At 40.7% G+C, this 23,254-nt stretch carries 29 protein-coding genes; 10 read left to right on the top strand and 19 right to left on the bottom strand.

Annotated features, from left to right (window positions below; genetic code table 11):
• Window positions 1-57: 57 nt before the first annotated feature.
• The 7 genes from IGI44_RS04610 to IGI44_RS04580 all read right to left on the bottom strand — a co-directional run bounded on the left by IGI44_RS04610 (window position 58) and on the right by IGI44_RS04580 (window position 6,891).
• A complete protein-coding gene (locus tag IGI44_RS04610; protein WP_438786636.1) occupies window positions 58-1,704 on the bottom strand; it encodes a hypothetical protein in 1,647 nt (548 codons plus the stop codon).
• A 55-nt stretch (window positions 1,705-1,759) separates the two neighbouring features.
• The gene (locus tag IGI44_RS04605; protein ID WP_438786635.1) at window positions 1,760-2,050 is read right to left on the bottom strand and encodes a hypothetical protein; all 291 of its coding nucleotides are present in this window, start codon (window positions 2,048-2,050) and stop codon (window positions 1,760-1,762) included.
• A 14-nt stretch (window positions 2,051-2,064) separates the two neighbouring features.
• Window positions 2,065-2,748 (bottom strand): DivIVA domain-containing protein, encoded by a 684-nt coding sequence (locus tag IGI44_RS04600; RefSeq protein ID WP_438786634.1) that lies wholly within the window; start codon window positions 2,746-2,748, stop codon window positions 2,065-2,067.
• Between the two features lie 13 nt (window positions 2,749-2,761).
• Window positions 2,762-3,379, bottom strand: coding sequence for a DivIVA domain-containing protein (locus IGI44_RS04595; RefSeq protein WP_438786633.1), 618 nt, complete (start codon window positions 3,377-3,379; stop codon window positions 2,762-2,764).
• A 13-nt stretch (window positions 3,380-3,392) separates the two neighbouring features.
• Entirely contained in the window at window positions 3,393-4,940 is a 1,548-nt protein-coding gene (locus IGI44_RS04590; RefSeq protein ID WP_438786632.1) for a glucosaminidase domain-containing protein, read from the bottom strand.
• 1 nt (window position 4,941) lies between these two features.
• On the bottom strand, window positions 4,942-5,364 hold the full coding sequence (locus IGI44_RS04585) for a DUF1149 family protein (RefSeq protein ID WP_438786631.1): 423 nt from the start codon (window positions 5,362-5,364) through the stop codon (window positions 4,942-4,944).
• A 420-nt stretch (window positions 5,365-5,784) separates the two neighbouring features.
• The gene (locus IGI44_RS04580; RefSeq protein ID WP_438786630.1) at window positions 5,785-6,891 is read right to left on the bottom strand and encodes a tyrosine-type recombinase/integrase; all 1,107 of its coding nucleotides are present in this window, start codon (window positions 6,889-6,891) and stop codon (window positions 5,785-5,787) included.
• Window positions 6,892-7,459: 568 nt separating this feature from the next.
• On the opposite strand from IGI44_RS04580, the gene IGI44_RS04575 reads away from it, so the two are divergent.
• Both IGI44_RS04575 and IGI44_RS04570 read left to right on the top strand, forming a co-directional pair.
• Window positions 7,460-8,176 carry a hypothetical protein gene (locus IGI44_RS04575; RefSeq protein ID WP_438786629.1) on the top strand — a complete coding sequence of 239 codons (717 nt, stop codon included), beginning with the start codon at window positions 7,460-7,462 and terminating at the stop codon, window positions 8,174-8,176.
• Between the two features lie 861 nt (window positions 8,177-9,037).
• On the top strand, window positions 9,038-9,793 hold the full coding sequence (locus tag IGI44_RS04570) for a methyltransferase domain-containing protein (protein ID WP_438786628.1): 756 nt from the start codon (window positions 9,038-9,040) through the stop codon (window positions 9,791-9,793).
• Between the two features lie 95 nt (window positions 9,794-9,888).
• On the opposite strand, the gene IGI44_RS04565 is transcribed toward IGI44_RS04570, so the two are convergent.
• On the bottom strand, window positions 9,889-10,128 hold the full coding sequence (locus IGI44_RS04565) for a hypothetical protein (protein ID WP_438786627.1): 240 nt from the start codon (window positions 10,126-10,128) through the stop codon (window positions 9,889-9,891).
• 31 nt (window positions 10,129-10,159) lie between these two features.
• Window positions 10,160-11,065, bottom strand: a complete 906-nt coding sequence (locus IGI44_RS04560) for an Rpn family recombination-promoting nuclease/putative transposase (RefSeq protein WP_438786626.1) — start codon at window positions 11,063-11,065, stop codon at window positions 10,160-10,162.
• Between the two features lie 360 nt (window positions 11,066-11,425).
• Between IGI44_RS04560 and IGI44_RS04555 the strand changes: the two genes are divergently transcribed.
• From IGI44_RS04555 to IGI44_RS04525, 7 genes are all read left to right on the top strand, one after another.
• Window positions 11,426-11,629, top strand: a complete 204-nt coding sequence (locus IGI44_RS04555; RefSeq protein WP_438786625.1) for a hypothetical protein — start codon at window positions 11,426-11,428, stop codon at window positions 11,627-11,629.
• 14 nt (window positions 11,630-11,643) lie between these two features.
• Window positions 11,644-11,880, top strand: coding sequence for a DUF2922 family protein (locus IGI44_RS04550; protein ID WP_438786624.1), 237 nt, complete (start codon window positions 11,644-11,646; stop codon window positions 11,878-11,880).
• Window positions 11,881-11,965: 85 nt separating this feature from the next.
• Entirely contained in the window at window positions 11,966-12,349 is a 384-nt protein-coding gene (locus IGI44_RS04545; protein WP_438786297.1) for a hypothetical protein, read from the top strand.
• A gap of 49 nt (window positions 12,350-12,398) precedes the next feature.
• Window positions 12,399-13,046 carry a DUF2922 family protein gene (locus IGI44_RS04540; RefSeq protein ID WP_438786623.1) on the top strand — a complete coding sequence of 216 codons (648 nt, stop codon included), beginning with the start codon at window positions 12,399-12,401 and terminating at the stop codon, window positions 13,044-13,046.
• Window positions 13,047-13,159: 113 nt separating this feature from the next.
• The gene (locus tag IGI44_RS04535) at window positions 13,160-13,591 is read left to right on the top strand and encodes a phage holin family protein (protein ID WP_438786622.1); all 432 of its coding nucleotides are present in this window, start codon (window positions 13,160-13,162) and stop codon (window positions 13,589-13,591) included.
• 4 nt (window positions 13,592-13,595) lie between these two features.
• Window positions 13,596-14,402 carry a peptidoglycan amidohydrolase family protein gene (locus IGI44_RS04530; protein ID WP_438786621.1) on the top strand — a complete coding sequence of 269 codons (807 nt, stop codon included), beginning with the start codon at window positions 13,596-13,598 and terminating at the stop codon, window positions 14,400-14,402.
• Between the two features lie 98 nt (window positions 14,403-14,500).
• A complete protein-coding gene (locus IGI44_RS04525; RefSeq protein WP_438786620.1) occupies window positions 14,501-14,947 on the top strand; it encodes a hypothetical protein in 447 nt (148 codons plus the stop codon).
• A gap of 86 nt (window positions 14,948-15,033) precedes the next feature.
• Here IGI44_RS04525 and IGI44_RS04520 read toward each other — a convergent pair whose 3' ends face one another.
• Window positions 15,034-15,570 carry a TetR/AcrR family transcriptional regulator gene (locus IGI44_RS04520; protein WP_438786619.1) on the bottom strand — a complete coding sequence of 179 codons (537 nt, stop codon included), beginning with the start codon at window positions 15,568-15,570 and terminating at the stop codon, window positions 15,034-15,036.
• A gap of 122 nt (window positions 15,571-15,692) precedes the next feature.
• Here IGI44_RS04520 and IGI44_RS04515 point away from each other — a divergent pair, with 122 nt between their 5' ends.
• Entirely contained in the window at window positions 15,693-16,616 is a 924-nt protein-coding gene (locus IGI44_RS04515; RefSeq protein ID WP_438786618.1) for an oxidoreductase, read from the top strand.
• 247 nt (window positions 16,617-16,863) lie between these two features.
• Here the strand turns inward: IGI44_RS04515 and IGI44_RS04510 are convergent, their stop codons facing one another.
• From IGI44_RS04510 to IGI44_RS04470, 9 genes are all read right to left on the bottom strand, one after another.
• Entirely contained in the window at window positions 16,864-17,355 is a 492-nt protein-coding gene (locus tag IGI44_RS04510; protein ID WP_438786617.1) for a hypothetical protein, read from the bottom strand.
• A 39-nt stretch (window positions 17,356-17,394) separates the two neighbouring features.
• Complete coding sequence (locus IGI44_RS04505; protein ID WP_438786616.1) at window positions 17,395-17,637, bottom strand: hypothetical protein; 243 nt, start codon at window positions 17,635-17,637, stop codon at window positions 17,395-17,397.
• Between the two features lie 15 nt (window positions 17,638-17,652).
• The gene (locus IGI44_RS04500; RefSeq protein ID WP_438788918.1) at window positions 17,653-18,318 is read right to left on the bottom strand and encodes a nucleotidyl transferase AbiEii/AbiGii toxin family protein; all 666 of its coding nucleotides are present in this window, start codon (window positions 18,316-18,318) and stop codon (window positions 17,653-17,655) included.
• A gap of 3 nt (window positions 18,319-18,321) precedes the next feature.
• Window positions 18,322-18,495: a hypothetical protein gene (locus tag IGI44_RS04495; protein ID WP_438786615.1), complete on the bottom strand. Its 174-nt coding sequence runs from the start codon at window positions 18,493-18,495 to the stop codon at window positions 18,322-18,324.
• A gap of 10 nt (window positions 18,496-18,505) precedes the next feature.
• Entirely contained in the window at window positions 18,506-19,099 is a 594-nt protein-coding gene (locus tag IGI44_RS04490; RefSeq protein ID WP_438786614.1) for a type IV toxin-antitoxin system AbiEi family antitoxin domain-containing protein, read from the bottom strand.
• Window positions 19,100-19,382: 283 nt separating this feature from the next.
• Window positions 19,383-20,492: an ABC transporter ATP-binding protein gene (locus tag IGI44_RS04485; RefSeq protein WP_438786613.1), complete on the bottom strand. Its 1,110-nt coding sequence runs from the start codon at window positions 20,490-20,492 to the stop codon at window positions 19,383-19,385.
• A gap of 48 nt (window positions 20,493-20,540) precedes the next feature.
• Window positions 20,541-20,783 (bottom strand): DUF6171 family protein, encoded by a 243-nt coding sequence (locus tag IGI44_RS04480; protein WP_438786612.1) that lies wholly within the window; start codon window positions 20,781-20,783, stop codon window positions 20,541-20,543.
• Window positions 20,784-20,786: 3 nt separating this feature from the next.
• Window positions 20,787-22,226, bottom strand: coding sequence for an alpha-N-arabinofuranosidase (locus IGI44_RS04475; protein WP_438786611.1), 1,440 nt, complete (start codon window positions 22,224-22,226; stop codon window positions 20,787-20,789).
• A 79-nt stretch (window positions 22,227-22,305) separates the two neighbouring features.
• Entirely contained in the window at window positions 22,306-23,253 is a 948-nt protein-coding gene (locus IGI44_RS04470) for a glycoside hydrolase family 43 protein (protein ID WP_438786610.1), read from the bottom strand.
• Window position 23,254 lies beyond the last annotated feature (1 nt).

The following is a 23,254-nucleotide window of genomic DNA, read 5'->3' as shown; positions in this document are numbered from 1 at the left end:
TCGTAATAACTCCTTTTTTTAGATTTTTTTCATTGCCGTTTTGTTGCTTTGCTTGAACTATTTGTAAAAATAGTCAAAAAAATTAATCAAGCCGCTCAGAAAATGCTCTTGATCATCGATCCGCATCCGGAATTTGTCATGTCTGGTGTAGAACCCATGGACGATCCGATCTGGGTACTTCATAAACATGGCCATCTCAGGAAACATCACGCCTTTTTCAATCTCAATCTCTGCACGCTTGATTGCGACTTGTCGCAAGCGCCAGAAATCTATTTTAGAAACAAATTGAGTGAACTCACCTTGTTTAAAATAGCTGGTTTCTTTGACTTTATCGGTCATCTTGATCGCTGCCATTAATAGCTCCAATAACGTCGGATAGGCAGTATCACGAAATTCAATGAAATTCATATTCTCGAAAGCATTCTTCAAGCCGAACTCATAATATTTCTTGTCATTAAGATAAAGCAGAATTTCATTGGTTGCGTAGCTTAACCAGTGATCGTGGTAGCGTTCGTATTTCTTCTCTACGAAACGATCAAACAGTTTCTTGGCTAACTGTAAATGACGATCATCCTTAGTAATCGCATAGCCTCGCAGGATACTGAAGACGGCTTCTCCATCGTAATAAATGATGTTGAATTTCTTCTTGACCTCTAACTGATCATCCAAGATATGGGTCGTCTCCCCAATCTCATTGACAAACCGATCATCGATGCCTTGGATCAGCTGGGTAATGATGGTCTGATACTTGTCATTTCCAGTGATCGTCTGGAACTTCGCCATGGCGAGGATCGCTAAGGCCTGCGCACCTAATTTGATGGAAATCCCTGAACGCATTTGTTCTTGGACGTATTGTGCACCGTCCTTTTCCATCAATAAATGCTTCACACCCCAATCAAGGGCTTTTTCCGAACGGTTTAATTCCTCTGTTTTCCCTAGATATTCCTGCGCTTCTAATAAGGCATAGACACTAGAGAAATGCCGAACAGAGTTGTAGCCGGTGATCTCGTAATCATACGTCGGATAATAGCCATAGATGAACTGTCCTGTGTCCTTGATCTGGCGATAGAGAAAGTCTTCGCCAGATTCGATGGCGTGATCGATTTGTTTCGGTAAGAGACCAAAGTTTGTCTCCCGAATCCCTTCTTGATTCTTCTGGGTCGACAGCTTGATCCATTCGCCGCGATCAAAGTAGAAGCCCTGTGTGGTGAATAGATAAAAGGTCTTCTGCTTCAGCTTATCTCTTAGCGGTGCGTTGTACTTGCGCTGCACGTATTTCTCAAGATTTGGCATATTAATAGAAAGCTCGGGATTATTAAAGCCGACACGATGATTCTCAGACGGTCGGATTAAGGCACTTCCCATGATTTCCTCGCCTAAAAAGGCGGTACGGAACTTCCGATCAAAAGCGATCCCTGTACGAAAGTAATTATTTCGCTCGACAAGGGATAGCCGCTTATTCAGCTCCGCGTAGTTGTATTCCTGGATATGTGTTACCGCATCTACACGGATATACGCGGCGTCACTCTTGGCTAATTCCGGTGTTAGCCATTGGATACAATCCTCGAATGTCTCTCCTCTGACATTTCTGACCTTCGCCCGTTCTTTTCCATTAGAGATAGAAAGGAACAGATGCTTTTGCTTCGTTTCAATGGGCACTTGTTTGAGTTTTTTGACTAGTTGTTCAATGCTGGTTTCCTTCACAGAGACTCCCCTTTTGCTTCATACTTATTCGTTCTATCTTTTTCATGGTAGGCACTCACCATTTCCCCCGCTGCGGTCCCCAATCTTTCTTAAGCGGTCGGCTATCTTTAGCCACTCGACTAGGGTGGTCATCGGTATCTGCTTCCCATGGATATAGACCATTCTCATCTTTCTGATAGGTCGCTTCGATCGCCGCGTCCTCTTCTTCTTGTGTAATCTTCTTGCGATCATGGCGGACTTTTAGATAACTAAGCGTCATCATAATGACCATGAGAGGAAAGACGTATCGTCTGATTTTTACCCGCTCCAAGAAATCAAAGATCCATATGAATTGTTCAAAATCCATAAGCGCTTCGCCTCCTATCCAATTCGCTTCGTTCGTCGGATGCCCATGAGCTCTGCATCATTTTTTTGAGATTGTTCACCGTTTGCGGCTTGTACCAGATTCTCCCGCAAGCTCAGATACTTTTCCTTTAACAGTTCCGTCTCCTCGACGATTCCCTGTCTTTGAGCCAGCAGTTCTTCACATTGAATCTCTATATCAATCAATTCAGATTTCTTGTCAGCTATCTGAGTCGTTAGACGCTGCTGCTTCTTCGCTAATGCATCGACTTCGATCTGAATATTCATCAGCTGGTTCATCTTATGGGCTTCGGCTTGTCTCATTGCCTGCTCGTTTTCCTGCCGCGCTTTTGCTAATAATTTATCCGCTTCTTCTTGGACAGTATTGGCGGTACGCTGTGCCATCTGCTTGATCTTCTCGATGTCTTGATATTCGCCTTCCAGTTCTCTCAGACTGGTAAGCTCGCTGCTTAGCTGTCCTAGACGGAGTGTCAGCTGGGCAATCTTTTCATTTTGCTGGAAGAGCTGCTCTTGTTTTTGGGTAAGCTCCTGTTGGGTATCGGCTAGTTGTTTCTCCATTTCCAGAAAGATATCGTAATCCTCCAGCACGTGACGGATAAAGTCGTTGACATCCGTCTTGCGGAAGCCAAAGAGCCCCCTTCGAAACGTCAGTCCCCGTATATCCACGGGTTTAAAATACATATGCGCTCACTCCTTACTGAACCTTCTGTTCATTTTTTGGCTCTTCTTCTACCAAGCTTTCGAAATTTCGTCTTAAATGGTTGACCAGAAGTAGATACTCCTGCTTCAGTCGATCGACAGAGGTGAAGATGACCTCTTCATTCTTGGCCAGGTCGGATAAGCTTTCCCGTACACGCGTATCTAGAAAATGCCGTTCATGTTGAATCTGTGTCATCTGCTCTTGATAATAGGCATCTGCCTGCTTGCGAATCTTCATCGCTTCATCCTGTGCTTGGCTCTCTATTTTTAGAGCGACCTTTTGCGAAAGCGATAGCTCTGAAGTCTCGCCAGGCTTTGGCCCGCGGTTACGGACTTGAGCAGCTTCCAGCTGTTTTCTGAGTATCCGGTTTTCATTTAATAATTCTTCCAGCTTTTCTTGGTCAAAGCGTCGTTGATGCTGCGACGTATTCTGGATAATTTCTTTTTCCGCGGTGACATCTTCCAGATCGGCTTTTACATTCTTTATTTGCTGCTGATAGGAGTGATAGTCCTTAGCGACATAGGACAGGAAGTCATCGACATCCTTTTTTCGATACCCCATGGCGCTCGTTGGAAAGGTTAGATTTTTTATATCCTTTACACTGAATTTCATAAGCGCCTCCTAACTAAAATAAGACTGTCGTCGGATCAATCAGCTGTGCCTGACTCAACGAACCATCCAGACAAACCTCAAAGTGCAGATGGCTGCCGGTACTATTCCCCGTACTTCCCACATACCCGATAATCTGACCTTGTTCTACTTGATCGCCCGCCTTTACCACATATTGAGACTGATGCGCATATAAGGTGGCCATGCCATCTTCATGTTCGATCACCACGTAATTCCCCCATGAATAATGGTATTCCGCGATGTTCACCGTTCCTGCTTTACTGGCATAGATTGGTTCGCCTTGGACAGCTGCCATATCTAGCCCACGATGGAACTCTGCTCCTCGGATGCCGAATGGACTGGAGATCATGTAATCTCTCACAGGAACAACGAACCCTTGCTTATTGACCTCGACAGTTCGTTCCTTGTCGTATTCAGTCAGGTCGTAGGTCTCAATCAGACCATTCAGCTTCTGATTGTAGGTAGTATCGGTCGCGTATTTCCCTGTTAAGAACCTCGTCGCGTCCTCATAGTTTTCGGTGTTGCTCTTCCATGCACCGCTATAGAAGGTAGTATTCCCCGTTAAGCCTTCCTTCATCAGCTTGGCGTAGTCATCGAAGCTTTCTTCATAGTTCTCATAGGCTCTAAAAGACGCTTGGATCGTGGTCATATTCCCGCCACCTGTGTCTTCTTGTGTATTGAAGGTCGCGCTCTTTCCTTTATAGCTGCCTTTGATTCCAAACAAGTTATAATTCGGTGCCTGAGCTAACTGACTCGTTCCACTTGCAGACTCTAAGATCGCCTGAGCGATCATCACTGAGGCGTACAAGTCTTCTTTTTGCCCGATCTTACGAGCAGGTTCTCCGATCTTCTTGATAAAGGTCTCGACGGATTCATCCTTTTCAAAATGAATCGACCCATCACTGGCTACCGTTGTTTCAGGAACCAACTCTGTGACTGGCTGTGTCTCCACTTGACTTACGATCGGCTGTGCCGCTTGAACAACGGGCGCTGATGATGCCGCCTTCTCTGGAGCCGTCGGTGTCACTGGCTGTGACGGTTGCGTCGGCTTCGATGGTTGCGTCGGTTTTGCCGGTTGTTCTGGTGTCACGGGGTCGGTTGGCTTCACCGGCTTTTCTGGTTCAGTCGGCTCCGTCGGTTTCTCTGGATCGGTTGGTTTTTCTGGTTTATTTGGGTCCACGGGCTTTTCTGGCTCCGTTGGTTTTTCTGGATTCACCGGATTCGTTGGTTTCTCCGGTTCATTCGGCTTTTCCGTTTCTTCAGAATCAGTCTCCGTCGATGTTGCCGCATCGCCTGTCTCTGATTGTTCTTTGTCTGTTTCCTTCATAACACCAGACGACGTTTCTTCTGCTGTTAATTCAATCGCTTCATTCACAGTAGCTTCCTCAGCCGCAAAAGAGAGCGGTGCTCCACTTAATAGAATCGAAGCCGATCCAATCAAAGTCGTTGCACCCTTCACTCCGTTTCTTACAAATACCGGCTGTGTGTGCTTAGAGCGGTAGATTGTTCTGAGCGTTTTCTGATAATACTTTCTTTTCCCCAACTTACATTTCTCCTTCTTCACTATCGTTATCTATCATCGATCCTTGATTTAATTGATCGAAGTGGACTTCTACTCCTGGTTCATCTAACGCAATCTCACTAACCTCATAAGTCAATCGCTTCACCAAAAGAAAGAGCGGCATCAATAGCTCATCCAGCTCTTCCTTTGTGAGGTCCTCTTGTGATTCAATTCGGCGATCTTTGAATAGATTGACTTGCCCCAAACTGCCTGATACCACAAACTCTTCAAAAATCATATTAAAATCTAAGCGAATTCCAAGCGTGCTGGAATTGTCCTGATCCGCCGGATACGCTATCCTTAAAGGAGTGATATGAATGTTGAAATTATTTTCATACTCTTCATATTCCTCTTTGGCATCATAGTGAAAGGCATTCACTTTCGGCTTGTAACGTTCAATATTCATAAGGTCCTCCGTTATATGTATTGTTTTTTATTCTGAAACTTCTAATCTTTTATCTATTACTGTTCTGTTATGAAATTGCTATTTATAACTTTAAAAGTTATTTTCTTTAGAAAACACAATTCCTTGAATTGTTCATTAATTGGTTAGAAAGTTCTTTGTCTTACAAAAAACTAGAAACACTTCTGTAAACACTGATACTTCAATGTTTACAGAAGTGTTTGACGATTAATGACGGTTAATAGCCTCTTTTTTAAAATAACTGAAAAACAAAAAAATCTTTTTGTTTAGAAAAAATAATGGATATTAATTTATTTCTTGGAAGAGGGGAAATCCGCAATAAAGTAAGCGCTTTCTCGGGAATAAAAAAAAGAATAACCCAAAAAATTACTCTCATTTTTTTGAAAATGGTTACATCCCTATTTAACTAACTAATTGATCCATCTCCGTAATGACTTGATGTCGCTGTTCCAGCATCGCATCTACATATGTATCCAGCGTCATTTGAGTAGAGGCATGTCCCAACAGCGCACTAACAGAAGACACATCCTTATTCGCTTCTAAACAACGAGTAGCGAATGTATGTCTTAATTGATGGAAATGAATCGTTGCGATATTCGCTTTCATCCTTATTCGATGAAAGTGATAAGTGAGCAAACGCGGCTCACATGGTTGACCGTTCGTTGAAAAGACAAACGAACTATTTGATGATCTTCTTTTTTGTTCTAGTAACAGTTTCTTTAGAGTAGGACCGATCGGTACGATACGTTCAGAAGCCTCGGTCTTGGAATCAGTTAAAATAAGCTGTGTCTTTTTTCTTTCCTCTAAAGTAGAAATCCGTTGATAGGTTTGATTTACATGAATCAGATTCGTCTCAAAGTCAATATCTGACCATTTCAGTGCTGCGATTTCTCCAATTCGAAGCCCTGAGTGTAAAGCCAACATCGTAGGAATTCCGTAGCCTTTCTTCTCCTTAGCTGCCACAGCCATTACCCTTCTTTGTTCCGATAATGTTAACGCACGAATTTTCTTATGTTTAGATTTAGGTAATTTTAACTCGGAAAATGGATTAGACATTATTTTCCCGCATGTTTTCGCATGATTTAAGCACTTATTCACGATTCTGAAAATGACTTGGATCGTTGATTTTGTTAATTTATTCTGTAATTCACGAAGAAGTATCTTACCATTATCAACAGATAATTCATTTAACGGAATGTCCTTTATCACCGGTAAAATATATTTAGTTATTTTATAATAGTAACTTGCAAAGGTTGATGGCTTTACATCTTCTTGAACCTCCGCTAACCATTCCACTGTCCATTCCTCAAAAGTTTCCGCGGATGCCCCATGTACTTGTTGGAGTGAATGGTAGTAGATTTTTTTCGGGTATAACTTTAACTTTACCTCGTTGTAGCTTTTCCCATAAATATAGCCATATTTAATTCTTCCATCGGCTTTTCTTCCTTTAGGATACCTACCTTCCCAACGTCCATCTTTTCGCAAATAAATATTTTCTCCTTTTCGCACGATATCATCCTTCCCAAATAATTTTGACGGCTTAACAGACGGCTCATGTTCTCGTTCTTTCTTAGATTTATATGTGAAAAGCCCGATAAAACAATAATCATAAAGCACGTTATTTTCAGAACAACTCAAAAATAATTATTTTTTTAAATGATATTGATTATTAATAATCTGTAATATATAATATAATCAATAAACCTTTAGAACTAACAACAATTTATCTAATCTTATATTGACCAAAACACATAAATTTCTAGTTTTTTGTAAGACTAAGCAATAAATATAATGATTGTAACAGTCAGATTAAATTGCAGCAGGAAAAATATACTAGCATTTCTTTCGACGAAAATAAATATATTTTTTATTTTACCTTATATGTTGTCATTTATTAGAAAAAATATATTTAAAAAAGAATAAATCAGCATCGATTTTTTTAATAAATCCGATGCTGATTTTTCTATTTTCCGTTTTTTTTAATCTCAGACGAAAAAATTCGTTATTTAATTCCTATTGACTTTGCAATATAGTTTTGGTGTAAGGAGAAATTTTCAATGTTTTTAGGAGGATGTTTATGAATAATTTTGAGTATCTTGATGATAAGCGATGGTCTCCATTATGGGAGAAATATTTAGCGGATGTACTAACCTTTGACCCTACACAGGTCCATGATATTAATTGCTTGGTCCCCATTCCAAAAAGGAAAGGGTTATTGGTCTTTACTGATCACCACGTTTATTGCAGCCAAATGACAGCGATATCAACACTACACGAAATCTCCACTGTTCATTCTTTTCCCGAATACCAAGTACTCTCGATTTGTTTAAGAGAGCTCGGTTGTTTTGGTACCTACAAGTTTCCTTGGGTCAGTCCATTCTTTACCTTATGTCCATTGGAAAGTAAGGAGCAAACGATCTGGCTCAATCCGTATAAAATCTCATCTATTTTCAAATATCAAGGGCAGCATTTTGCGCAAATGACAAACGGACTCCACCTGATCCTTCCTGTTCAAAAAAGGCGCGTCATCGCCAGAGCAGAGCTTGCTTGTCTCCTTATGGCAACCATGCGCCGCGGATTCTTTCACTATGCGATCCCGGGGTTTGTCCCTCTCGATTATTTGTTTCTTCCCAGTACGCCGTTTGCGAGTAACCTTCGCAATCGCCCCATGTTAAAAAAGTTCCGCACCTCGTTAGGTGAGATCAACCATCTTTATCGAAAAACATATGCGCTTTATCACTGCGAAGAGTTCTTTTGTGATCCTCAAGACAGTGATCAGATTGATTGGCTTTAAGAACTATTGGTACTGCTATCAGGCTGATAACCTATTCTTGTTATCAGCCTGATAGCTTATGAAGAGAAGAGTATCCGTGAATGGCACTTCTTCGATTTCTCTATGGATTTTTTAATAAACATGCCAATGCCTTCTACTGCTTCAATCCAAGTGAATAAGTCACATTGCTTAGTTAAAGCGATCTTTTTGATTTGGTTATACGTACGGTTTCCATACTCATTAATATATGGTGTTTCGCTTTTTAGTAGTACCTTCCCCTACTTCCTCACTTGTCCTTGGTCTGCAATAAATAAGTTCGATTTTTATTTTCACCTACAACTATTCAATTATTTATCGTTCATTTTATCTACCATTTTATCGTTCAAAGTGACTCTCACCTGATTCATTCGTATCTCTGCAATTGCTCACCACTAGCAAAGCAACCCATTAACGATTCAAAAGTTTATTCTTCGGAAAATGTAAATGAAAAAAGATATCCGCATAGATTCGCCAAGAAAAACATATCACAAAAAAAAGAAATTTAATGTTTTCACAGTATCAAAGAAAGTAATGACTGAATAAATGAACATGGGAACACACTCGTGATCTTGCTATTATTTCACAAAAAAGTTGAATTTGAGCATAATTCTAAACGTCCATACCTAACTCTAGCCCAATCCATCAAAACCCTTTTGTAAATTTCCTATCCACACTAGTGCACGTGTTATACTAGAAGCAAGACTTTCTAGAAGGTGATTCGTATGGTAGACAAACGAGGTAGCTCCTCGATACAGCTGATTGGATAGGCACTGTATCGAGGTGAATTTTCCCTATTGATCGGCTATATCGTTCTCAGAAAAAACGTGAGAAGGAGCGATAGCAATGGAGAAAACATACATGCAGGATTGGTTAACCAGCGAAGCCAATCAAAAGACATTTAGCGGCTGGGATTTTTCTTATTTAGAGGGGAAAATGACGCAGGCAAAGACCCCTTGGAGCTATAAAGAGCTGGTCAAAAAGTACCTAACCCCTACCATGCAACTATTAGACATGGGAACAGGTGGCGGCGAACTGCTTGAGATCTTTCATCATCCCTATGAATACACGACTGTTACTGAAGGGTGGGAACCAAATTACCAGTTGTTAATAAACCAATTGCAACCAAAAGGGGTAGAGGTGCAGTTTATTGAGGAGAATGATCAGCTGCCTTTTCCCGATGCGCAGTTTGACATAGTGATGAATTCCCATGAATCTTTTTCGGTTCCAGAGGTTTGGCGTGTATTGAAAACGGGCGGCTTTTTTATTTCGCAGCAGGTAGGTGATTTGAACGGACTTCCCTTATCCACCAAGCTGATTCCGAATTTCAAAAAAGAGGCTTTTGATCTGCATCTCTCTTCTGTGGTAACAGAATTACGCCAACAGGGCTTTTTGGTTCTTTACCATGATGAAGCTTTTTTGGATCAGAATTTTTTTGACATGGATGGCCTGATTTATTATGCCAAAACGATCCCCTGGGAATTTCCAAATTTCAGCGTAGCAACACATTACAAGCAACTGTTCTTGCTGCAAGAAGAGCTTTCGTTGAAAGGATTTATTTTCAATCAGCAGCATCGATTCGTTTTTGTCGCTAGAAAATAAGAGCACGTCTCTTTGTCAGAAAATAATTACACCTATTCAAAAATCCACTTAAGCAGCTTGCTTAGGTGGATTTCTTTTCTTAAACATTCAACGAACTATTTTGATCTAGCCTTCCACTTTTTCAAGGTTTCAATGTCTAATCCTGTTACCTTTGATACATAATCAAGCGTATTCCCGGTTTTTAGTAATTCAAAAGCTACTATACGTTTTCCCTTCTCTATTCCTTGCTCTATTCCTTCTTCTCGCCCCTCTCGAAATCTCGTGGACAAGATCGCATCGCTAACGGCTTTATCTTTATTCATTTGCCTGATTCTGTATTCGTCATCCATGATCATTTTGCCCTTTCTGTTTATCATATTCAGAACGTTACTCTTCTTCGTTTTTCAACTTTTTAAGTACTTCTATATCCAATCCTGTTACCTTTGATACATAATCAAGCGTATTCCCGGTTTTTAGTAATTCAAGAGCTACTAGACATTTCCCTTGCTCTATTCCTTGCTCTATTCCTTGCTCTATTCCTTCTTCTCGCCCCTCTCGAAATCTCGTGGACAAGATCGCATCGCTAACGTCTTTATCTTTATCAATTCGCATAATCATTTCTTGTTCCTCGCTTTCTAGGTTTAAAAAATCGGTTCTGGCTTTGGCTTCTATGATGTAATCTGGTGCCTGATCTGCGACTTCTCCTGTTTTTAAGAAATAGTACCAGTGCCAAGCGGGATGCTGCTTATCAATATTTTTATTTTTCAAGCTGAGAAAGCATAAAAGCAACAGTTCCTGTGACTTTTGATTGTGAAAGGGACGATAGGTTTCTTCATTTAGTAACCGAAACAATTGCAGGGCTTGTTCATTCCCATCAAACATTTCAAAATCTAAAATATTGATTCCATAGGCTGGGCGCAGGCTTGAAAAGTTGTTCTTCTTTTCCACTTCTTTCGTCTCAATTGCCCCAAAGGGTGAACGATAAGCTTCGGTTAAATAGAAAATCACTCGTTCATGAAAATAGTCATGAGACTGTATCTGACATTCAATCGTGGTATGCGCGCCATTCTCATCAACGGCCAAGACATCGACTTCGGTTCGTTTCAGTTCAGTTTGCTTGTTTTCTTCGTAGGATTTTATGTAACTGTCGATATGGTAAGTGACTGTGGGGGTCAGTGTCTTGAATTCAATTCCGATCAAGTCTTTGATAAAAGCTCTGAGAATGTGCTGGGAATCTTCTGAGCTAAGAAGCTTACGAAAAAGAAGATCGTTCGTCGGTAGATATTTTTGCATGATTTTTCCTGCCTTTCAGATAGCAGGTTTTCTCGCCTACATTATAGCATGGCAAAACAACCGCTATCAAAGTTCTTTTACTCTAAAATACGCAAAAACATGTACCTTTCCTGAGCTACTTAACCAATCATTTTTAGGAAAATCTTTAATTATACTACAAATAGAAATGAATCTCAAATTGGAATTTGACACAGACACCCCCCAATTTGACCACTTTCGGCCTAAAAAGGGCCCTTTTTACCCCAAAACGAGTCAAATTGGGGGATATGGTGGTTAATTTCCAATTCGCACTTTTTGGAGAATTCGACTATCTTTTAATCACCGGCCGGAACAAAAAACAAACATGATGGAGGAATCACTATGATTCAAAAAATTGGCAATAAATTACAAGTACAAATCGATACTGGCGAAGACAAACTAAGCAAGGTGACCTTTCAAAACGTCATCGATGAACCAACGGAAGAAGCCGTTTTAGAATTGGGAGATATCTTAACCGCTCTTTCCCCTGAAGACAGTACCTTAGACGGCGTGATCCTAACCAGTCAATCACGTTATACCAAATAAGGAGGTGCAGCTAGATGAAAAAGAAATTAGTGACCGTATTTAGAAACAGCTTAGGAAAAAAACAGACCTGGAGTTTGATTAATCCTGATACAAAGAAATCGCCCCTTGAAATCCGAGCCCTATTGGAACGACTGACTCGGGTAAAACTCTTTCATAAAGACGGCGCAGACCTATTCCACACCGTCGAAAGTGCGAAATATGTCGAAACGATCGAAACCGTGATTTTTGATACGACACAGGAACAACCGTAAAACAGAAGAATTTGAGGAGTTGCGGTAGACGTACGGCTCTCCTCTCCTAGATTTTTATTACAGACAAAACAAGGAGGAGAAATCCATGAATGAGCAACTGTTGACATGCGACCAAGCATTTTCACTAAAACCAGAAACATTAGAAAAACGCATCATGGAATTTTATCAAGAAACACAAAATAGCAGTGTAACCATCAAATATATCTTAGCGCTACGTGTCCGCTTCAAGCTTGGCGCGCAAGAGTTCGCCCACATTCTGGAGGATCTTGTCCGCTACTTGTTTATGAACACCAAAGCGACACGTACGATGAAACGCTTCTTTTACTTTTTTGAGGATTACTTTCAAGCGCCTGAGTGGAAACGACTGAAACTACGTGTCTTTCCCATAAGAAATTTTGGCGAAAAAGTCTTCTCTGTTGTCCGTTCTCTAATTTCAACTGTCCGACCCGAAGAAACTACTGAGTCATGATATAGAAATCCTACGCAGGAAATAGAAAACGTATGAAAGGAAAAATCGTATGAGCACTGAAACGACAGATTTAGTCGCACTATTTTCGAAGAATGACGGTGGAAGACATACCTGGCGCTACAAAAATGTGGACACCAGCTTGCCGGCAGAAGAAATCAAAGAAGCTTGCGAACTATTAACCACACTCGACCTGTTTGAACAAGATGGCGTAAAACTATTTGATTCCGCCCTATCGGCTAAGTTCGTGACCACAATTGAAACACTGATCTTTGATTTGGAACATGCGCCTGAAGAAATGATTCCAGAAATCGAACCACCGATGGAAGCAACCTGTGAAGAGGTCGGTTGCTTTGAAGTGAGCGATGAAGCAGAAAAAACAGGAAACGATCTAACTACCAAAGTATCTAGTATCAACCCTAGCACAATCCAACCACGTGGGCGTCATTATGACCGATTGACGCGGATTGAAATCGGGGATACGACAGAGTCAACCATCACCATTAATACGGACTCGCTTCCACCCATTAACCATGAGCTACCGGTGGAAATCATTGGTTATGAATACCAACAACAAGAAGCCGATACTCATCGATCAATTGACATTCAAGACAAAAAGGAACGTAAAGGCCTGTTCCATCGGCTTTTCAGAAGAAGGAGCCGAAACAAAGACGTGCCAGAGAGCACCCCACGAGAATAACCAATCACAACTAAAGCCTGTCAATCATGCGTAGGAAAGAGGAAGCTTCAACCCCTGCGATCACGGTCACAGGGGTTGTACAAATTAAAAAATAAAGAAAGAGTAGGTAATTTATGAATCTATTAGCAACGATCTTAGGAGGTTCATTCATCGATTTTCTTTTCGGCGGAAGTGTACCAATCATGAGTATCTTTTTGACTATGACTGGATTAGACCTTCTAACCGGATATGGCAAGGCACTTAGAAGCCATACATGGGTGTCCTCCATCAATCTATATGGTTTATTTACCAAATTCATCACTTTTTCAACCATCATATGCGCCGCAGCGTTGGACAAGATCGCACCAATTGTCGGAATCAAGCTGCCAATTAATGTCGCATTGTTCTGGACCGTTCTTCTGATTATTTACGAGATAGGATCGATACTGGAAAATGCCCATGATTTCGGTTTGAAGATCACTTGGCTGCAGAAATGGCTTGGGGTGTTCGAGCGAGATGTCGGAGAAGCGCCTGATAAGGACGATCAGGAAAACAACGTTCAGTAAGGGGATGAAGTCATTGCCAACTACTGAATCCGCGTTGCAATACGGCTTAGCCTTACGGGGAAAAGTCTGTTATTCCATGTCCAACAGACTTGGGGCACACTCGATGGATTGTTCGAGCTTTGTCTTCCGTTCATTGATCGCGGCGGGCTTTTTACCCAGAAATGCCTTTATCGGGAATACAGAGACGCTGTTCAAGTTGAAGGGCACGTTACTACTGGAAATCAATCGACGTGACGTTCGCAGAGGAGATTTATGGGTTGCTGGACATGAAGGTGCTTCACTAGGATCAGCTGGACATTGTGGTTGGTTCTTAGGAAATATCAACGGGGATGCCTTGCATTGTACCTATTCCAAAGGCTGTCAAAATATCGCAGTTACCAAAGCGATTGGCTGGATGGGGGATTACTCAGGCTTACCCGTCCGCTATTTTCGATTAAAAAACGCGAGTGTCACTGGTCCCACTGAAAATAACAACCAACAACGACTCTTGGCGATCGATGGTTCTTGGGGACCCGCGACCACTCGACGGCTGCAAGAAGTATTAAATTGCACAACTAAAGACGGGATCATCAGCGGACAGATCAGAAATTCCGCCAATCAGTTTATTCCCTCTGCTCAATTTGGACATGGCGGATCACTGATGATCCGTGCACTCCAAGGCTTATTACGTGTGCCTTCAGATGGAAACTTTGGCCCGATGACTTGCCTTGCCCTGCAACAAAGAATGGGCACGACGCCAGATGGCGTGATTAGTCCGGTATCCGATTGCGTGAAAGCGTTACAAAAGCGCTTGAATAAGGGAACTCTGTAATTTAAAATAATTATATATAACACTCGTATTCTTGTAATTAGATACACTTAAATAAACATCGATCTCTAGATACTAAATTATGGAAATGAGGGAAAGCCATGAGCAAAAGCAATACACTCTATCGACCAAGATACGAAACATTTTATGAACGACAGGTCATTGACCAATTAACGTACGTAAACCATTATTTACCTACAAGAAGTAACTATCCGATCCGGCATCTTCGAATCAGAGAAACGCATCTCGTTCCAAGTAATTATCGCGGAAGAGAATGGTACTCTTGTCCAGCTTGTAAGCATGTCTTCATTGAAGAGCTTGGTGATTATATCTATACCTATCACCCTGATAGTTTGAATCTCAATAGTTGTTTCATCAAATTTGATCGAAAAAAATGGAAGAAAGCTGTTCATTGCTGTTCGAAGAAATGCTTAACGAATGAAGCGACTAAATTTGCCATCAAAAGTATTACAGAACAAGGAAAAATAGCGATTCGAACAAGAAAGATCAGAGCAGATATTCGAGAAGTTATCGAGAAATTCCATTGATTTCATACTGATCACTACAAAACACTCAAGATGGAAGGACCGCGGTATCGCAGGTAAACCATTTTGAGTGTTTTTTTGTTACCCGTTCACTTACAATACTCACAAAACAACTCTGCCATATAAGCTTCATCCTCTTTGAAGTCACTTAAAACCCACTCGACTAACATGTTAAAGAAACCACCACATAAGAATTTGATTGTATACTTTTCTTTTTCGGGAGAATAAAATTTATCACAGACGAATTCTTTGCATATCTCTTCTAAAAATGAATTGCTTTTATCAAGAAGTAAATAAGACAAATTGGATTCTATCAAGTTCATCATAAGCGTCTTTTCTGTTTTAAAACTTGAAAAGAACATTAAAACGATGTCATAGGTATTGTTTAGACCAATATCAGCGATCGTTTCTTCGTACTTTGCAAAAAAAGCATCTAAGTAATCAGTGATAACATCTTCCAATACCTCATAATTCCTATAAAAGGCCATTCTGGAGACACCCGCTTTTGTCGTTACCTCTGTAATTGAGATTTTATGAAACTCTTTTTTCTTCATTAAAAGCATCAGTGCAATGAAGATACTTTCTTTCGTAATTGCATTTCTATAACTATTCAGCTTATTTGCCATTACACTTTTCTCCAATCTGTAACGTTTCATGATTTTGCCCTTGAAACATCTTATTGAGATTACTATACTGCAATCACCAAGACGTTTCAATCGTAACGCCAAAAAGAAGGGAAACGATAAGTATGAATGAAAATCGAAATAGTAAAAAAAGATGGACGGAAAAAGATATGGGGTCTCAAGCTGGTAAAACCATCATTATTACTGGTACTGGCGGGTTAGGATATGAAGCAGCGATCTCTTTGTCAGGGGCTGGAGCTCATGTTATTCTAGCTGGGCGTAATGCGAGTAAAGGTGCTAAAGCCATTCAGAAGATCAAAGCCATCTATCCTGATGCAAGCATTGAATTCCAAAAACTAGATCTTGCTGATCTAGCCTCAATAGAAAATTTCGGGAAAATGATACAATCAAAATTTGATCAATTGGATATTCTAATAAATAATGCGGGCGTGATGGCGACTCCAGATAGAAGAGTAACGAAGGATAACTTTGAGCTGCAACTTGGAACAAACTATTTAGGACATTTTGCATTAACTGCTCACCTGCTTCCTCTTCTTCGCAAAACACCGAACGCTCGTGTCGTAACGGTTAGCAGTATGGCCCACCGTTCTGGAGAAATTCATTTTGATGATTTGCAATTAGAACAGAATTACGATCCAAATGTCGCTTATTCGCAATCAAAATTGGCTTGTTTAATGTTTGCTCTTGAACTTCATAAGCGTAGCATTGCTTCCAACTGGGGAATTTCCAGCATTGGGGTTCATCCTGGAGGTGTTGCGACAGATTTAATGGATAATGGTCCTGGTAAAAATCTCTATACGAGGTTCATTTATCATACGCTTCAAACACCTAGTCAAGGAGCCCGCGCCTCTTTACTTGCAGCGACATCACCAGAAGTAAAAAGTGGGGACTTTTATGGCCCATCAAAACTGATAGAAATATATGGCTATCCTAAGCGAATCAAACCTGCAAAACAGGCTTTAGACGCAAAAGTTTCATCGCAGCTATGGGATATGTCCTGTGACTTAGTTCATGTTGATTTTAAATAAAGTTGGCGATTACTAATTACTTAGAAAATTCGAAAAATATAATAGCCAATCGAACGAACTACTTGCTAGTAGTTCGTTCGACTGGCTATTTCTTTTTTTCTACAAACCCTTGTGTGACGAGAGCTTTATTCTTATTCGAAAATCTGCTTTCTATGTCCTGCTGTTAAAGCGAGCACAATCAATTTATCCTCGATTTGCTCTAGGGATCGTCACTACTAATACCTCTTAACTTTTTAGAATATCTCAACTATGTGTGCTTCATTTTTTCTATTTCTTCGTTCCCTAAACCAGTAGCCTTATGGATTTGATACACTGTACATCCCATTTGTAACGAATAATCGACATAATCACGAAGGGCTTCTTGGTATCTCTGCTCGAATTCTGGACCAGACTCCCGCAAATATTCTGCATAGCCTAATTTATACCCATAATCGTAGGCGGTAGATTCAACAGCATGGAAAATATCATGGGACTTCCCTTGTCCTCCCCACCAAGTCATCGTATCTTCATGTACATCAGCTAAAATAGAAATGAATTCTTCCCGTTCCTCTTTTAATTTCAAAACCTCGGTGAAGTTTAATTCAATAACTTTCGCAATATCTCCTGGCGAAATACCTAACGTCAGTAGACGAATAGCTATCTCATAATCTCTTTCGGTAAACCCTTCTTCTAATCCATCCTCTAATGCATTAAGAAGCGTCGCTTGATCAGCGACCTTGTTTTTATCAATTATTGTCATCGTACAGTCTCCTCTTCAACAATTAGATGTAAGCAACAATTATCTTTGGTTCTCTTGTATTTCTTTGATCTCGTCAATGGTTAATCTAGAAATAGTTGAAATTTTTTCTAAAGAAACGCCTACTTCCAGTAATTCTAAAGCGGTTTCATATCCTAGTGCTTTCAAATGTCCATCGTCTTGTCCTTCTTTCATAGCCAGCCTGTATAAGGCATCTTTAATGATTCTGTGTTTTTCAACGAGTACAACCATTCTTCTCTCCTCGTCAGTAAGCTTAGAACTCATGATCACTACCTCCTTTCAATTTTCTTCTTTTAAAAGTATCTCAAAATAAAAATCAATTGCTCTAATAGTATCTTCATAACTAATCTGCTGTGCAAATGGATTATCGGATTGATATTTTTTCCAAAAGTCTTTTAATTCTCGACTTTTTCCAAACTCTTGAACCCTTTCAAGATAATATTTTTCAAAACTATCTGGCATCCCTTTTCTGTTAAACGTATTTCTTGAACTTTGATATAGTTCTTTATCTGATACTTCTTCAGACTTAGACAGTTTATATAAATCATAAAAATCTTTTGACCGAGAATTAACCAATCCAAAATGAACTGCTGCGTGAAGCTTATCTGCAATGATTTGTTCAGTTGGATAAACATAAATTTCTACTGACTTATCTTCGAACATCAACTTGTGTTCATGTTTTATAACATCAGGAACAATACTATCTCCTGTGGTCAAATCAATTGAAAATGGAACCCTTGTTTTCTCTAAATTTGCCTGCATCGAGATTTTAAATCCAGGATAGAAATCTTCTAGCCTGGTTTCTTCAATAGCAAGCCAACGAAATTGAATTCCTTCTTTTGTTGGATGTTTTGTTAAATCATTGAAAATCTGTTCTACCCTTTCTTTTGTTACTTGAATATCCCTTAATGTTGTATCTAGATCTGTTGTTGTTCTGTTTTGGATACCCTATTTAGAGCCCAATAAAAACCCGCCCTTCAAAATGAAGGCATTTCTATATGGTGATTCAGCAATTGTTTTTAAAAAGTGATCCATCATAAAGTGGCGCTGCACTAGTTGAGGGTTTAGATTATTCTTTTTTGCTAAATTTCTTGTTTTAGCTGTAAATTGTGTAGGTGTCATTTGTTCCTCCTCAAGTCAAACTTAATACATGTACTCTCATTTCTTTCGATACAGGTAATTTTTCCATATAAAGGCTAAGTTTTCCTGGGTCTTTATCTTCCCTTGCCATGTAATGTTTCAACGATTCTAATTTTAAATCATAAGCCATATCATATCTAGGACTCCAGATATCACATAAAGTACGTTCTTTGTCATATAGATGAATCGGATTATCCTGATAAGATAGTCCATCCATTTTCCCAAGTTCAAAAACCGCTTTTGGTACGAAATGGAGTTTCAAATTTTGCATTTGTACTTCTTTCCGATTTACATTGTAGCCCTTTGGAAAAGTAAGATGAATCGCTGAAGGCATATTTTTAGATAATTGATGAATATCTAGTGCCGTCTCATATGAGAAAATCCCGCGAGAATATCTGTTTTGTTGTAAAAAAAGTTCATCTATCCCATGACCATCCAAAACGTAAAAGCCTCTTTCAATAGCAATTAGCTTTCCAGACTTTACATAGGATTGAACTGTTGATGCACTTATCCCTCTTGATCTAGCCTCTTTCATAGAAAGATTTCCATCTCTTTCTTTTAATAAATCATCAAGCCTCTTTGACATTCTTCATACCTCTTTCTACGAACAAATAGACTACCTTCATTATATCAAAGTAGTCTATTTGTACAACACCTTATGCCAATTCTCTTGAAGCTAGCTGGTTACGAAATTTGCTAAACCTTCTTAGTCTTCTTTAATTGTTTAGAATTATAGCTACTTGCGACAGGCTCTTACGATCAAGTTTTTTGGTCTACAAAATAAGAGTTGATAATGAAAAAGACACTAATTAAATAACCAGTCAAACGCTCTACTTGCGAGTAGTTCGTTCGACTGGCTATTTTTTTTACTATGGAAGCTTAATCACTTCTTCTGATTCCTTATCGAAGAAATGACCTTTTGAGATATTGAAGGCCAGCTCCATGATTTCTCCTGGACGATGGAAGTCACGAGCATCGACCTTAGAAACAAACTCCGTATCGCCAACCTTTGTATAAAGCATCGATTCCGCTCCTAATAATTCAGAGACGACGACTTCTGCTCGAACTGTTGCTTCTGGTGAGGCGGATAATGCGACCTGTTCACTGTGGATGTCTTCTGGACGAATCCCAAAGATGACTTCTTTTCCGTTGTAGCCTTTTTCTACCAATACTTTGTTTTTTCCTTCTGGAATCCGTAGCTTCAAGCCGTGATTATCTGAAATGATCCCGTCATTTAGCGTCACCTTGAAGAAGTTCATTGCAGGGGAACCGATGAAGCCTGCGACAAATACATTGATGGGTGTGTCGTACACCTGTTGCGGCGTGCCGATTTGTTGGATGAAGCCGTCCTTCATAATGACGATTCGATCGGCCATTGTCATGGCCTCGGTTTGGTCATGAGTCACATAAATCGTTGTCGTATCTAGGCGTTGGTGGAGCTTCGCGATCTCTGCGCGCATCGCTACCCGCAGCTTCGCATCCAAGTTGGACAAAGGTTCATCCATCAAGAATACTTTAGCATCTCGAACAATCGCGCGACCCAAAGCTACCCGTTGTCGTTGTCCGCCAGAAAGTGCAGCTGGTTTACGATCTAAGTATTCGGTCAACCCAAGAATTTCAGCTGCCGAGTCCACCCGTTGTTTGATATCTGTTTTATCGTATTTGCGTAATTTCAACCCGAAGGCCATGTTATCAAAAACGGTCATGTGGGGATACAACGCATAGTTCTGGAAGACCATCGCGATATCCCGATCTTTGGGCGCCACATCGTTCATGACGGTATCGCCAATAATCAGCTCTCCTTCAGAGATATCTTCTAGGCCAGCAATCATGCGCAGCGTAGTTGATTTCCCACAGCCTGAAGGTCCTACAAAAACAATAAATTCGCGATCGGCGATATCAAGGTTAAAATCAGTGACTGAGTAATTTTCAGCGTTGTCGTATTTTTTATATACCTGCTGCAGCGCCATTTTTACCATTGTAAATTCCTCTTTTCGTTCTTTCTATGATTGCTTTATCCTTTGTTCTTATTCCTCCCAGCGCGCAGCCGGGCATTGTTTATTGGCAAGATGGGCGCGAAATTCGTAAAAGCAGCCGCATTTGGTACAGGTATGCAAGGATCGAAATGGGCATTGCTCGCAGGTCTGTATCCGTTTTCGAAAGAGCCACTCGGGGGCGAGGTGCTGCTCTAACGCTATTTGCTCGTCAATCAATGCTTGAATATCCATATTTTGTGCTTCTTCTTTGATTTCGCACCCAACACAAGCCATCTGCTACACCTCGAATTGCAGAGTAATGACACTCATTGCTGGAGCGGTTATCTTTAAGGTATTGCCGTCTAAAGTGAAGTCATTAAATTCTTTAATCACAATCTCTTCTGGATGATCAAAATCATTATAGGCGTTCATTTTATCGCCCACAATATAACGGGCACTCTTAGCGTTTTTCACACTTTCAAATTCAAAAGTTACTTCCTCAGAACCCGTAACAGCGTAATTACATAAGGTCAGGCTCACGAGATTGCCCTTTTTCGAAACAGTCTGTGTCATGGTCGCTGGTAAATCGTCGCCATAGCTGTCGATCCGTTCCGCATCCTGATGCACCTTGTATAAATCGAAGACATGATAGCTTGGAGTTTTCACCATTTTATCGCCTTCGGTTAAAATCATCGCTTGTAATACGTTGACTGTTTGCGCAATATTTGCCATGTGAACCCGCTCTGCATGCTTGTGGAAAATATTTAAGGTAATCGCAGCCACCATGGCATCGCGAATGGTGTTTTGCTGATACAAGAAGCCAGGATTGGTACCAGGCTCCACATTAAACCAAGTCCCCCACTCATCGACGATAATACCGACACGTTTTTCTGGGTCATATTGGTCCATGATCGCGCTGTGACGGGTGATTAATTCGTCCATATGATCGGCTTTTTCACAGGTAACGAACCATTCTGCTTCATCAAAGTCTAAGGCACTGCCTTTTTTCTCCCAGCCTTGAGGATGAACATAGTAGTGCAGGCTTAAACCGTCCATCATCCAATGAGCGTTCTCCATTAATACTTCCGTCCAATGATAATCATCTACATTGGCACCGCCAGCAATCTTATAGATCTTCTCTTCTCCATATTGGCGGACATAGGTTTGGTAACGACGGTAAAGGTCGGCGTAATATTCTGGACGCATGTTGCCGCCGCAGCCCCAATTTTCGTTGCCGACTCCGAAAAATGCCATCTTCCATGGTTCTGATTGACCGTTTTCCCGCCGCCAGTCAGCCATTGGAGACGTACCGCCCATCGTGATATATTCCACCCATTCAGACATTTCCTGAACGGTACCGCTACCAACATTGCCATTAACGTAGGCTTCACATTCCAGTTGACGTACCAATTCAAAAAATTCATGGGTGCCAAAATGATTCGTCTCAGTTACGCCACCCCAATGAGTATTAACGATGGTTTTGCGATCTTCTGGCGCACCGATCCCATCCTTCCAATGGTATTCATCCGCAAAACAGCCGCCTGGCCAACGCAACACTGGAATTTTGATATTCTTTAAGGCCTCTACCACATCGGTCCGCATGCCATTCACATTTGGAATGTCAGAATCGGTTCCAACATAAAGTCCTTCGTAGATGCAACGACCTAAGTGTTCCGCGAAATGACCATAAATGTATTTACTGATTTTGGGCCCCTTTTTATTGGTTAAGATTTTCATTTGATTTGTCCTTTCTCGTTTACCTAATTTCTTCTCGCCGAAAGTAGCAAAAGACGAGGAGCGTTCCTTCTATTCTGCTCTACATTTTTGGTATTCCAAACACAGGAAAACCCTGTTCATCCCACGTAAATGCTTGTACATGGGCATGGCGATTGGGATTATCTAGTGGATCGCCTGAATGATTTTTTTCCGGTCGCGCATGATAGATAATCAAGTCTCGGCTGCCATCTTCTGAAACGGTAAAGGAATTGTGTCCCGGTCCAAACAGTTGATTTTCTTCAGATGTTTGAAAAACAGGAACCGGACTTTTCTGCCAGCTGTAGCCATCCAGCAAATCGCTATTTTCATCTGCCCACAATAAGCCCATACAATAATTCTCATCTGTGGCACTGGCCGAATAGGTAATAAAAATCTTGCCGTTGTGGTGAATAGCGGCTGGTCCTTCGTTGACCTTAAAGCCAATTTTTTCCCATTCATATTCCGGAATCGACAGCAGCAACTCTTTACCGGTCAATGTCCATGGGTTTTCCATCTTCGACAGATAAATATTGGAATTTCCTGGAATGGCGGGATCTAATTGCGCCCACACATAATAAAGCTCATTTCGATGCGTGAAAACTGTTCCGTCTAAACTAAAGCTCTCCTGCTGCGTCTTGATTTGTCCTTTTTCAATCCATTCTCCTTCAAAGGGATTTGGGCTGCTGTTTTCAATGACAAACATACGATGATGATGGTTCTTATCACGAACTTCATCGTTATCGCTAGCTGCAAAATAGATGTACCATTTGCCTCGGATAAAATGAATTTCAGGTGCCCAAATTAAGCGGCTCATCGGCCCGGTCTCATGTGCGTGCCAAACATTGTGTCGTTCGGCGTCCGCTAAGTCATTTAAGTTTTTTGCTCGTCGCACCTCAATTTCCTGATAACCTGGAACTGAACCAGTAAAATAGTAATAGCCATCTGTGTGCTTATACACCCATGGATCGGCTCGCTGCAATACAATTGGATTTTTATAGTGTCCCTCCATT

The organism is Enterococcus sp. DIV0756, assembly GCF_051710745.1.
In the GTDB taxonomy this organism is placed as follows: Bacteria; Bacillota; Bacilli; order Lactobacillales; family Enterococcaceae; genus Enterococcus_A.
The sequence above is the reverse complement of the archived record's forward strand: the minus strand, read 5'-3'. Positions and strand labels throughout refer to the sequence as shown.

Coding starts and splice junctions, on each gene's coding strand:
- IGI44_RS04605 (WP_438786635.1), bottom strand. CDS start 2,050: ATGGATTTTGAACAATTCATATGGATCTTTGATTTCTTGGAGCGGGTA.
- IGI44_RS04600 (WP_438786634.1), bottom strand. CDS start 2,748: ATGTATTTTAAACCCGTGGATATACGGGGACTGACGTTTCGAAGGGGG.
- IGI44_RS04595 (WP_438786633.1), bottom strand. CDS start 3,379: ATGAAATTCAGTGTAAAGGATATAAAAAATCTAACCTTTCCAACGAGC.
- IGI44_RS04585 (WP_438786631.1), bottom strand. CDS start 5,364: ATGAATATTGAACGTTACAAGCCGAAAGTGAATGCCTTTCACTATGAT.
- IGI44_RS04575 (WP_438786629.1), top strand. CDS start 7,460: ATGAATAATTTTGAGTATCTTGATGATAAGCGATGGTCTCCATTATGG.
- IGI44_RS04570 (WP_438786628.1), top strand. CDS start 9,038: ATGGAGAAAACATACATGCAGGATTGGTTAACCAGCGAAGCCAATCAA.
- IGI44_RS04565 (WP_438786627.1), bottom strand. CDS start 10,128: ATGATCATGGATGACGAATACAGAATCAGGCAAATGAATAAAGATAAA.
- IGI44_RS04560 (WP_438786626.1), bottom strand. CDS start 11,065: ATGCAAAAATATCTACCGACGAACGATCTTCTTTTTCGTAAGCTTCTT.
- IGI44_RS04555 (WP_438786625.1), top strand. CDS start 11,426: ATGATTCAAAAAATTGGCAATAAATTACAAGTACAAATCGATACTGGC.
- IGI44_RS04550 (WP_438786624.1), top strand. CDS start 11,644: ATGAAAAAGAAATTAGTGACCGTATTTAGAAACAGCTTAGGAAAAAAA.
- IGI44_RS04545 (WP_438786297.1), top strand. CDS start 11,966: ATGAATGAGCAACTGTTGACATGCGACCAAGCATTTTCACTAAAACCA.
- IGI44_RS04540 (WP_438786623.1), top strand. CDS start 12,399: ATGAGCACTGAAACGACAGATTTAGTCGCACTATTTTCGAAGAATGAC.
- IGI44_RS04535 (WP_438786622.1), top strand. CDS start 13,160: ATGAATCTATTAGCAACGATCTTAGGAGGTTCATTCATCGATTTTCTT.
- IGI44_RS04530 (WP_438786621.1), top strand. CDS start 13,596: ATGAAGTCATTGCCAACTACTGAATCCGCGTTGCAATACGGCTTAGCC.
- IGI44_RS04525 (WP_438786620.1), top strand. CDS start 14,501: ATGAGCAAAAGCAATACACTCTATCGACCAAGATACGAAACATTTTAT.
- IGI44_RS04520 (WP_438786619.1), bottom strand. CDS start 15,570: ATGGCAAATAAGCTGAATAGTTATAGAAATGCAATTACGAAAGAAAGT.
- IGI44_RS04515 (WP_438786618.1), top strand. CDS start 15,693: ATGAATGAAAATCGAAATAGTAAAAAAAGATGGACGGAAAAAGATATG.
- IGI44_RS04510 (WP_438786617.1), bottom strand. CDS start 17,355: ATGACAATAATTGATAAAAACAAGGTCGCTGATCAAGCGACGCTTCTT.
- IGI44_RS04505 (WP_438786616.1), bottom strand. CDS start 17,637: ATGAGTTCTAAGCTTACTGACGAGGAGAGAAGAATGGTTGTACTCGTT.
- IGI44_RS04495 (WP_438786615.1), bottom strand. CDS start 18,495: ATGACACCTACACAATTTACAGCTAAAACAAGAAATTTAGCAAAAAAG.
- IGI44_RS04490 (WP_438786614.1), bottom strand. CDS start 19,099: ATGTCAAAGAGGCTTGATGATTTATTAAAAGAAAGAGATGGAAATCTT.
- IGI44_RS04485 (WP_438786613.1), bottom strand. CDS start 20,492: ATGGTAAAAATGGCGCTGCAGCAGGTATATAAAAAATACGACAACGCT.
- IGI44_RS04480 (WP_438786612.1), bottom strand. CDS start 20,783: ATGGCTTGTGTTGGGTGCGAAATCAAAGAAGAAGCACAAAATATGGAT.
- IGI44_RS04475 (WP_438786611.1), bottom strand. CDS start 22,226: ATGAAAATCTTAACCAATAAAAAGGGGCCCAAAATCAGTAAATACATT.
- IGI44_RS04470 (WP_438786610.1), bottom strand. CDS start 23,253: ATGGAGGGACACTATAAAAATCCAATTGTATTGCAGCGAGCCGATCCA.